This is a genomic window from Vibrio sp. 1F253 (assembly GCF_041439295.1).
Classification (GTDB): Bacteria; Pseudomonadota; Gammaproteobacteria; order Enterobacterales; family Vibrionaceae; genus Vibrio; species Vibrio tasmaniensis_A.
In genome coordinates this window covers 1-9,153 of sequence record NZ_JBGONU010000081.1, presented here as the reverse complement: position 1 = coordinate 9,153, position 9,153 = coordinate 1, and the positions used below count along the sequence as shown (strand labels likewise).

Annotated in this window: 8 protein-coding genes; 1 reads left to right on the top strand and 7 read right to left on the bottom strand. The window is 39.9% G+C overall.

From position 1 onward, the window contains the following. Positions 1-563: 563 nt before the first annotated feature. Positions 564-875 carry a helix-turn-helix domain-containing protein gene (locus tag ACED28_RS22070; protein WP_108188476.1) on the top strand — a complete coding sequence of 104 codons (312 nt, stop codon included), beginning with the start codon at positions 564-566 and terminating at the stop codon, positions 873-875. Positions 876-893: 18 nt separating this feature from the next. On the opposite strand, the gene ACED28_RS22065 is transcribed toward ACED28_RS22070, so the two are convergent. From ACED28_RS22065 to ACED28_RS22035, 7 genes are all read right to left on the bottom strand, one after another. Beyond that, positions 894-1,208, bottom strand: coding sequence for a type II toxin-antitoxin system RelE/ParE family toxin (locus ACED28_RS22065; RefSeq protein ID WP_181360225.1), 315 nt, complete (start codon positions 1,206-1,208; stop codon positions 894-896). A gap of 2,547 nt (positions 1,209-3,755) precedes the next feature. Then, positions 3,756-4,100 carry a type II toxin-antitoxin system HicB family antitoxin gene (locus tag ACED28_RS22060; RefSeq protein ID WP_371710756.1) on the bottom strand — a complete coding sequence of 115 codons (345 nt, stop codon included), beginning with the start codon at positions 4,098-4,100 and terminating at the stop codon, positions 3,756-3,758. 75 nt (positions 4,101-4,175) lie between these two features. Then, positions 4,176-4,445: a type II toxin-antitoxin system HicA family toxin gene (locus ACED28_RS22055; RefSeq protein ID WP_371710755.1), complete on the bottom strand. Its 270-nt coding sequence runs from the start codon at positions 4,443-4,445 to the stop codon at positions 4,176-4,178. Between the two features lie 176 nt (positions 4,446-4,621). Beyond that, positions 4,622-5,107 (bottom strand): helix-turn-helix domain-containing protein, encoded by a 486-nt coding sequence (locus ACED28_RS22050; protein WP_371710754.1) that lies wholly within the window; start codon positions 5,105-5,107, stop codon positions 4,622-4,624. Positions 5,108-5,524: 417 nt separating this feature from the next. Further along, positions 5,525-5,929, bottom strand: a complete 405-nt coding sequence (locus tag ACED28_RS22045; RefSeq protein ID WP_371710753.1) for a hypothetical protein — start codon at positions 5,927-5,929, stop codon at positions 5,525-5,527. 2 nt (positions 5,930-5,931) lie between these two features. Continuing rightward, positions 5,932-6,666: a hypothetical protein gene (locus ACED28_RS22040; RefSeq protein ID WP_371710751.1), complete on the bottom strand. Its 735-nt coding sequence runs from the start codon at positions 6,664-6,666 to the stop codon at positions 5,932-5,934. Continuing rightward, complete coding sequence (locus tag ACED28_RS22035; RefSeq protein WP_371710750.1) at positions 6,656-8,485, bottom strand: TraM recognition domain-containing protein; 1,830 nt, start codon at positions 8,483-8,485, stop codon at positions 6,656-6,658. The genes ACED28_RS22040 and ACED28_RS22035 overlap by 11 nt, the downstream gene beginning before the upstream one ends. Positions 8,486-9,153: the final 668 nt, after the last annotated feature.

Here is a 9,153-nt window from a genome sequence, read left to right as displayed (position 1 = left end):
CGTTTGCTTAGTTCTGATTAGTGCCTTTACCATGCCACCTTTGGAATATCCCTTGATCGGTGGCTGATGCGCGTCGCTCTGTCCAAAACATCTTGAGTCCAAACAGAGTGCAGGAGTACTTGAAGTGCTTACGTGATATGGCTATCATGAAAGGACTTACCCAGTCGCCAAAACTAGTAAGTATTCCGAGAAAACCAGCTTCCTACGGCTGGTTTTGTCACATCTGGGAAATAGATTAATCCCAAAAGCGATTGATCTCAATGATCCTTTTAACCGGTCATCAGTTTTCCAAACAAAAAAGCCTCCCTTTGGGGAGGTTTTTTTGTTTCTGAATCTTGGACCGAATAAGGCTGCTAGGGTTTGAATTTATTTACAATTCCATCATTACCAAGTTGTCAGAGATGGTGGTATCACAATCACAAACGTTAATATTTCATAATTTTTGGATTGAAAAAGTAACGCTAGCGTGCAATATTAGATCTTGCGATTTATACAAACATTTGTATAATTCCCGCGCCTACTTTTAGGCATTCTATTTATTTACAAAAAACAAGGTTTGGCTTATGAGTAAAAGTCCTTTAGAACTTTTAAGTTCAGATCCAGTAGAACTTAGTTTGCTGTCCACAAAAGTGAAGCTAATGATCATTGCAAGTGAGATTATTAGGGAGAACGGTTGGACACAAAAAGAAGCATCATTAAAACTTGGCGTATCACAGCCAAGAATTAGTAATCTAATGAATAATAAAATTTCAAAGTTTTCAATTGATTCAGCTTTTGAAATTTTGGGTAAGCTAGGCTACCTTTCAGAAATGACCTTCAACCCAATGAACCGAGAGCGCCCAGTTATAATGGAGCTAAAAAAAACAGCGGTTTAACCGCTGTTTTGAATAGACTTATATATCACGATAACGCTGCTTAATCGTTTTCTCGTGTTTACTGTCTGTTTGATTTGAAGTTTTAACAAAAGCCTCAAGGACATACACCTTCTCATCCTTGATAACATAAACCACTCGGTAGGCTGGTTTACCGTTTTTGCAAATTTCAATCACACCTTTGCCTAAACCTTGCATTGACTTCGTTTTCATCATGGGCTGCAACCCATACTGCAAACGAACCAAATCTGCCACGAACTTCTCACGCTGTTCCGCTGGGAAGCTCTCTAGTTTTTTCTCGGTGTCGCCTTTATAAATCAGTTCCTTTTCTTGCATTGTAATAATCCTCATATAGAAGTTGGTTGGTTGTATACCTAATTAATTTTTTCATTTTTTAGTCCTGTTTTTTTTGCTAGTAGTCCTAGCTATTTTCACCGATTGGTGACTGTTTTTTTTAGTGCTTTTCTGCACCACCCCGCATAATAAATGAGAAATTTCAACAATACCACTCTTAATTTATATAAGTACTTGTATATAATGAGGTGTTCTGATTTATTGATATGGAATTACGCGACTCCATAACGAAGAACGGCTCCCAATTGGAAGCCGAACCTATAGCATTTAATCGTATACAACGATCGTAGGGTTACTCATTTGTAGATTTCATATACTAGGATTTACAAATCTTAATCAGCCCAGTTATAGCATTAACGAATGCTGTCATTGGTATGATCCAAGATGCAATTTCAGATAGCTCAAGTATGCTCATTTTCATTCTCCTGATGTAAAGTCTTCCTGCAAGGTTCTAAGGGCGCTGTTTGCCGCTTAGATCCACTCAGAATCTATTTACAGAATGTTTTTTCCCATCCCTTAAAAAATCCAAAAAAGCTGAGCACACCAAATATGACGTCTGGCACCTAAAATCCGGTGTTCATTATTCCTATTATGTAAAATCCACGAGTTTGCTATCAGAAACAGCCCTCAGAACCCCTCAAACGCTCTTAGCGAAGATTTTGGACACTTGAACAAGGTAATATGCTTCCATTCGGCCTTGTAAGTTTGTGACGCTTTTAGAGCGATTCACAGAACGAATTAACATCGTTCAAACTCACCCCAAAAGCACACCGTAACGCCTAAAAGTAAACTAAATCAGCATTTCGAATTACGAATCTCAAGTGTGATTCGAATGATATTGTAAATCGCATAACCAAGAATCAATAAAACTAAGACGATGGAATCATCCGGTGCGCTAGACATAGTAAAACCTCACAAGAAATGGCGTAACTCAAGCATAAAACAGCTTCAAAGAATCGAGAATAAAATGAGATCGTTCTTTTCCATAAAATGGACGAAGTTCTTTAATGGAAAGAACGATCCGACAAACGAACGAAGTAAGTGCGTCAGAAAGAATCTTGAAGCGACACTGCAGACCGGCTTTTTCGGACGTCTACAAAATGCGAATCCTGCTAATCAAATAACGAACGCAAAAACTCGAGGTGCGCCTCTCTACTTTTCGTTTCCTAAATCAATCGCGATCAGCGTCCCCCTCCGAGGGGATTTAATTGTTATGTGGGAATGAAAGTGCTCTTAAGCGTTAAGAAATTCAATCACTGAAAGTGCCGAACTGGAGAGGGGAATTGCTAATTTTAGTGCATGCTCTTGGGATGCGTTGAGTAGGCGAGACCAAGTGATTCTGGTTGGATGAAAAGGCTGAATTAAGCCAGGAAGGAACGACCTGCGAAAATACAAACTATTTCACCCTCTAGAAGTGCTTGGTCGCGCGTAGCGCTACGCATCCCAGGTCTTAGAAACATGTTTCTAAGCTGCTCTTTTCTTTTATCTTTTTTGGAATTGTAGGGGACTCTTTTAGTGGACCTATTCAGTGGACTAAGCCAGTCCAGAAGGGGAGTCCACTAAAAGAGTCCCCTGAAAAAAACACAAAGTGAATGAAAATAAGCTCACGTAGAAAAATCAAAAAAACCGATATATAGGTAAAAGCTATGAGGGGAATAAATTCACACGGGGGTAAAGGGGGCGTTAGCGCACCTTTCCAGATCACAGAGAAAAGAGCGTAGCGAGTGCACTCTGTGTATGCTGGCTTAAAACAAAAGCGCGCGATGAGATGAGCATAAATACGAGCTAAATAAGAATGAAAATAAATATACGGGGACAGTGCCAAAGATTGGCATTAAGTGGCTTTCCGCTTGCTCGGTGTTCGGACGCTACGCTTACTCACACACTGCGCCTAGCGGTATAAAGAGTACAAGCGCGGCGAAAAATCAGCCCTTTCGGCTGCGCCGACCCCTACCTTTTTTCAAACTCAATTTGAGTGATTTTAGGTACCGATATGGTCGCTTTCAGATTGGGATATTTCTCTTACCCTTTCGGGCTGCCCTGCGCTGTGAGTTAGGCTTTACGCCCCCATTCCGGTCTCACAACACTAATCATTTATTCCTTTCCCGCTTATCCCCTCTAGCAGCTACAAGGGGCGGATTTATCGAGCGTTTGCTTAGTTCTGATTAGTGCCTTTACCATGCCACCTTTGGAATATCCCTTGGTCGGTGGCTGATGCGCGTCGCTCTGTCCAAAACATCTTGAATCCAAACAGAGTGCAGGAGTACTTGAAGTGCTTACGTGATATAGCTATCATGAAAGAACTTAACGGGCTTCAATCGTTTAAGTATTCCGAAATAACCAGCTCGCCAAAGCTGGTTTTTTCACATCTAGAGAAAGAGATTAATCCCAAAAGCGATTGATCTCAATGATCCTTTTAGCCGGTCATGTACTTTCCTACAAAAAAGCCTCTCATTTGAGAGGCTTTTTTGTAGGGAAAATCTAGGAACACGCTTACCTGTTTTGGTTACTTTAATACAGCAAAAAAAATCAAGCATGACCAATCTCAAGCCCTTTTTCAACAAGGCTCTCCAGCATCTTATTAAGACTCAAACCTTGAGATACTGACAGCTCTTCTAGCTTTTTATGAATATTTGAGTTGGTTCTGAAGGCGATCTTTCCATTGTACGATTTGTAAGGCTGAATGCCCTGCTCGGTACAAATCTCAAGATATGATTCTAAAGAAATAATCATCTCTTCTTTCAAAGAGATAACATCAGACGCATAGAAATCAGCACTTCCAGATAATCCTAGAATTTCACCTCGAAACATTTCTATCTCAGGATCAAAAACAACGCTAGCTTTTACACCATTGTGTTCCAAAATATTATCCATATTTCCTCCAAAGAAAACCAAAAGTGATATCACATTCTGATATCACTTTATCTTTCTGTAAAGTGTTTTTGAAAATTAATTATCAAAAATATCTGGGAACTCTGACATTAGGAGACGCTTTACACTCATAACAGCCCCTTTATCTGTATCAGGACTCGGATGAGGCCTATGAAATACATGCGGACGACCATTCAAGATAATTGCTACGCGAGACCCTTCCCTTTCTTGAACTAATGCACCAAGAGACTTAAAAAGACTCTCAATATCAGACCAAGGGATGGTACCCAACACTGGTCGTGTGTTGATTTTACGGAGTGTGGTTAAATGTTTTTTCTTTATCGCCATCTGTGCTTCCTTATTTAAAGTTATTATTGACTAAGTATGCACATGACGTATAATTACAACTGTCAGGAAATAAAATAAATCATGTATATACCTAGTTAGATCTGGGTAGGGCTTTAATTCCCTTTTTTAATTATAGCTCTAAATCAACGACTTGTCAACAATTGAATATTAATTCACTAGTTCTTTCCGCCATCAATCCCTTTAAGAACAGGCTTAACTCTTCGTCTTCGAGCTGCCTTTGCCTCTTTGTTGGCTTCAAACTCTTCAATTTTCTCTTGAGCGTAAGGCTCCGATTCCTTAATTAACCCATCGAAATGATAAATGTTTGTATCATTTCCTTTTATCTCATGCGGTCGATATTCACGCTCAACAAACCCCAACTGCTCCAATGCTGCAATTCTCTTCTGAATAGTTCGAGGAGTAACACCCAATGCTTGAGCAATAGTTTTCTTTGATGGATAAGGCTTACGTTCTGCCTCCCACCAATGAGTTGACAGGTAAAGGATAATGTTGATATCCATAGCTGTAAGACCTAATGCATGTTGTTTTTCTAAAATGACGCTAGGGAATGCAGTCCATCCTGAGTCCATTAGAGTTTTACCCCATTTTTTCTCATTCGCCTTTACATCTTTTTCAGATTTACTCTTTGCTTTAACTGTCATTGCTTCAGTCCTATTAACTAACCTTCAATTAAAATATATTCTTATTGAACAATAACTTCAACAAACAACGGGAGAACAAAACACCCTAAGGGTAGAGTTGATAAAAACTCCATGGTAGGGATAAAAAAGACGGGGGGATGGCGTTCCAAATAACCACCAAATTATAACCATTTTAATCAGATTAAAATTAACCATACGAATATAATGATATTAACGAGTAAAATAGAGGTGGGGTCATTTAAACCTCTAGGGTTACACAAAAAACATAATAATCACGTCTCCTTTGCACTCAATTCGATATCGAAACACCCCTCCAAGGGGCATTTCCAATAATTAAGCATCTTGGGCGATCGTGACATTGAGCTAATGCGAAATGTTACAGAACACAAGATGAGACAAACGAAGTGCGTCAGTCCCTCATAGCTTAGAAATCGCGACAAGATCATCTAAATACGCTTCAATCAACTTTCCAGCAGGAAGACTAAAGTTATAACTCTCAAAATTGCTTGATAGCACTTCTAAATTCCTCCCCCAAAACTCTCCAATAAAAGGAGAATCAGACTTCAAGGAAACAGAGGTAATCGTCTGAGAAAGCTTTTCTATTACATCTTCAGATTCAATACCCAAACCATTAAGGTTACTAGAAAAATAAGACTCTTGGCCTTTGCTTATTTGTTTATAACAAACATCATTCCAAAGTATCTTTGTCGCTTCTAACACCGCTATAGATTGTTTTTTTGAAACCAGATCAGATTTATATTCAATGACTTTACTAACTGTATACAGAAGCTCCCCGAGAGCTTTACTTGATTTAAACTGCATAATTAATCCTTTAAAATATTCGAGATGAAGTTTTCAATAGAAATGAAATCAAAAAGTGTACGTATCGTCCCCTCTGAGAGCGTAACAGCGTTGTTAGCCACCACGACGGACTGATCGATGTATTTTAAAAACATACGCTCTACACGCCTTACAAGAGCTGGGTTTGGACTTAGATAAAAGACTTTTTTGTATCGCCTTGCTGAAATAGATTCAAGGTGGTTTTTCAAAATGGCATCATATCGAGAAGAGGCTTTCAACGTTCTCTCAAACTCAAAAGCAACCATTTCCCCCTCAGGGGAAAGCGCTATCGCATCAGGACAACTTTGCCCTTTAACAGGCTTTGGGGTCGTCCAATCTCGCCACCCATTTCGCACTAAATGAACGCGTATAAGTTGCATTTGTTTTCGATGTTCAAACGTCAAAACATTGAACTTAGAGGGGCGAAATACCGTAAACCATTCGGGAATATCTTCATGATCATCATAAGAAAATAACAAACCATTCTTATTGATCCCCCAAATCGACTTTCTACCATGCTTATGTTCAATGAGCAGCTCATCACGAGCCATGGCTTTTAAAACTTTATTAGCATTTCTCGGTTGCTCAAATCCGAGCAAATCAGCCAACACTTCGGTATCGGTAAAAATCTCATCTCGTAAGAACTTTGTGACAAACTTTCTGTTTTGTCGTGTTCTCTCTTTTCGCTGACCAGGCGAAAGCATCTCATTATTTTTCATGTAAAGTATCCAAAAAATCTGGCGCCATTGATTCAGACTCTCGATAGTCTTCACGCATAACGCCACCAACATTCTGATTAGGTAAAGCTCGACTGATCGGAATCGAAACGCTGTTATCAATTAATATCTCAGAGCAAAAGCCAATTTTAGCAAGACCGTCTCCGATCAAAATAGCCGTGTTATCAGGTAAAGTTTGAATGACATTCGTATCAAAAAGGTGAGCCTTTTGCTCTATTGAACGGCGTTCTTCTCCAGAGCGAACTTCCTCACCTAGTCCATTACTTTCATTAATGTACGAAGAAGACTGTGCTTTTTTAAAACCGGTAAGGTTAGCGACCTCTTCAGCCGCTTTAAATGATTGCTGACGATAGAACCACCGAAGTGAAGCGTTGCCTTTTAATATCTCCGCATAGTTATTACCAATGACATTGAGATCCGCATCCGTTTGGTGAGCAAAGATTAGGTTTGCACGTCGAGAGCGAAGTTGCCCACTCTGATTCACAAGCAAAGGACAAAGTAACGATTTCACTTCATCGGCAAAAATAGAAACAAACTGCCTGTGGTTAGGTTGAGTATTTTTAACCAGTTGAAGTACTCGTACGAGCAGCATTTTTTGAGCGTCTTTGATCACCCCAACATCGTCACCAATGACATAAACAACACCACCACTTTTCAACACGTCATCGAATGAAGTCGTTGACCCTGCTTTCAAAGCCCCCAACCTTGAAAGCGTCTCAATTCTTTCAATTAACCCACGAGAAGATTTCTGTTCTTCTTCGGACAAAATCAGATTTATACGCTCAGAAACTTGAGACAAATGAAGACGGTTTTGAACGACAAAATCAGCAATTTTCTGTGCACTCTTTTGTTCCGATATTTTGTAAACATCCGAGTCAGAATTTCGAGTTTCTAAATCAAAGGCAGCGATCAAAAGCTCCGCGACCTCATGCTCATTCGCACCTGAAAATGGATTTACTTGCGGCTCAGCATCACGCAAATTAAAGAAATAAAAAGGCTTGCCGCTTTGCTCACAAACATTTTTCAAAATATGAGGAAGGTAATCGTCCAATTTAGGGTCAAAAACAAGTACCGCGTCACCTTGTAAAACTTGCTGAGACAAAATCATTTGCGCTTGGATACCCTTTCCGGCTCCCATAGACCCCGATACTTGAATATTCGTTTTGTTATAACGCTGTCGAGACACAAAAAGTGGTTTTCTATTTTTATCTAAACCAAAGAAAAGCGCGTCATTTTTAGCGGCTTTTTCAAAGTATTTTTTCGGATTATAAGATTTAAATGCTTTCTCACTGTGTAGCTCACGCACGTCTGTAAACGCTTCATCTTCACCAATACGGTTAGTCTTTTTGATAGAACGAGCAGACAACTTAGGTTCGTAAAATTTCTTAACGAAAACATAATGAGCAAGAAGAAGCAAACCAAGAGAGATACCGTAAAGCTCAATTGAAGAGATAAAATCCGAGACATCCTCAAAATGACCGAAACGTAAAAAGCTCATTCTATTATCACCAAAGAGCGACATGTAAGATAAAACTGCAGTAGGAAGAAGAGCCCCGAAAAACCCCAAAAAAGCAAACATTCTCCCAAACAACCGGATCAACGAGACTCTAAAGCCAGATTCATTTTTACAGATAAAAAGGTAGGGAAGAGAAAAAAGAAAGACAGAAAAAAGCAGAAGAATCACTTCAAACCAATACGCACCTGTTTGCGAAAAATACACATTAGCAAAAGGATAAAGCGCACTATAAATCTTATCACCAAGCTCAATAAGAGATTGGTCAATTCTTTCATTTAATGACATAAAAAAACCATCCTAGTTTCGTTTTTTAAGGCTCCCCAGAGCCGTGGCGAGTGTTTCGGTCCCAACCGAAAAAGCGAAGCGCGCGCGTCTGGATAAACGCATTGAGTCTAAACGAAATAAGAGTAAGCCGGACAAACTTACTTTAGGATTCGTCAGAACCCCGTTCAGGGGCAAGCGTAGCAGTCAAAAAGTCAGTTTGTCGGGCTTTAGCCCAGACGCGCGCGGGTGAATTTTTGACGTGGCGGTGCGTTCAGCACCAAAGCGTCTAAAAGAGGGCGAAGCCCTTATTCGTAAAGGCGTTCAGCCTTGGAGAATAGAATTATTTAAGAGTGGAACGATTAAATAATGGTGGACGATATAAAGTAGAGTATATGAAACTTTATATATCGTCTATGAAGTCGTCTAGATATAGGACAGGGCGAACGTGCCAAAGTTTAAGAATTAAAGACGCTCCGCTTACTCACGCACTGCGCCGAGCGGTATAAGTAAGAACAGAAGGAACATGAAAGATGGCGGCAAAACAGCCCTTTCGGCTGCGCCGACCCCTACCCATTTCGACTCAAATTTATGAGTGATTTGGGTATATCTATGGTCGCTTTCAGATTGGGATTTGTCTCTTACCCTTTCGGGCTGCCCTGCGCTGTGAGTTAGGCTTTACGCCCCCATTC

Coding starts and splice junctions, on each gene's coding strand:
- ACED28_RS22070 (WP_108188476.1), top strand. CDS start 564: ATGAGTAAAAGTCCTTTAGAACTTTTAAGTTCAGATCCAGTAGAACTT.
- ACED28_RS22035 (WP_371710750.1), bottom strand. CDS start 8,485: ATGTCATTAAATGAAAGAATTGACCAATCTCTTATTGAGCTTGGTGAT.
- ACED28_RS22045 (WP_371710753.1), bottom strand. CDS start 5,929: ATGCAGTTTAAATCAAGTAAAGCTCTCGGGGAGCTTCTGTATACAGTT.
- ACED28_RS22065 (WP_181360225.1), bottom strand. CDS start 1,208: ATGCAAGAAAAGGAACTGATTTATAAAGGCGACACCGAGAAAAAACTA.
- ACED28_RS22055 (WP_371710755.1), bottom strand. CDS start 4,445: ATGGCGATAAAGAAAAAACATTTAACCACACTCCGTAAAATCAACACA.
- ACED28_RS22040 (WP_371710751.1), bottom strand. CDS start 6,666: ATGAAAAATAATGAGATGCTTTCGCCTGGTCAGCGAAAAGAGAGAACA.
- ACED28_RS22060 (WP_371710756.1), bottom strand. CDS start 4,100: ATGGATAATATTTTGGAACACAATGGTGTAAAAGCTAGCGTTGTTTTT.
- ACED28_RS22050 (WP_371710754.1), bottom strand. CDS start 5,107: ATGACAGTTAAAGCAAAGAGTAAATCTGAAAAAGATGTAAAGGCGAAT.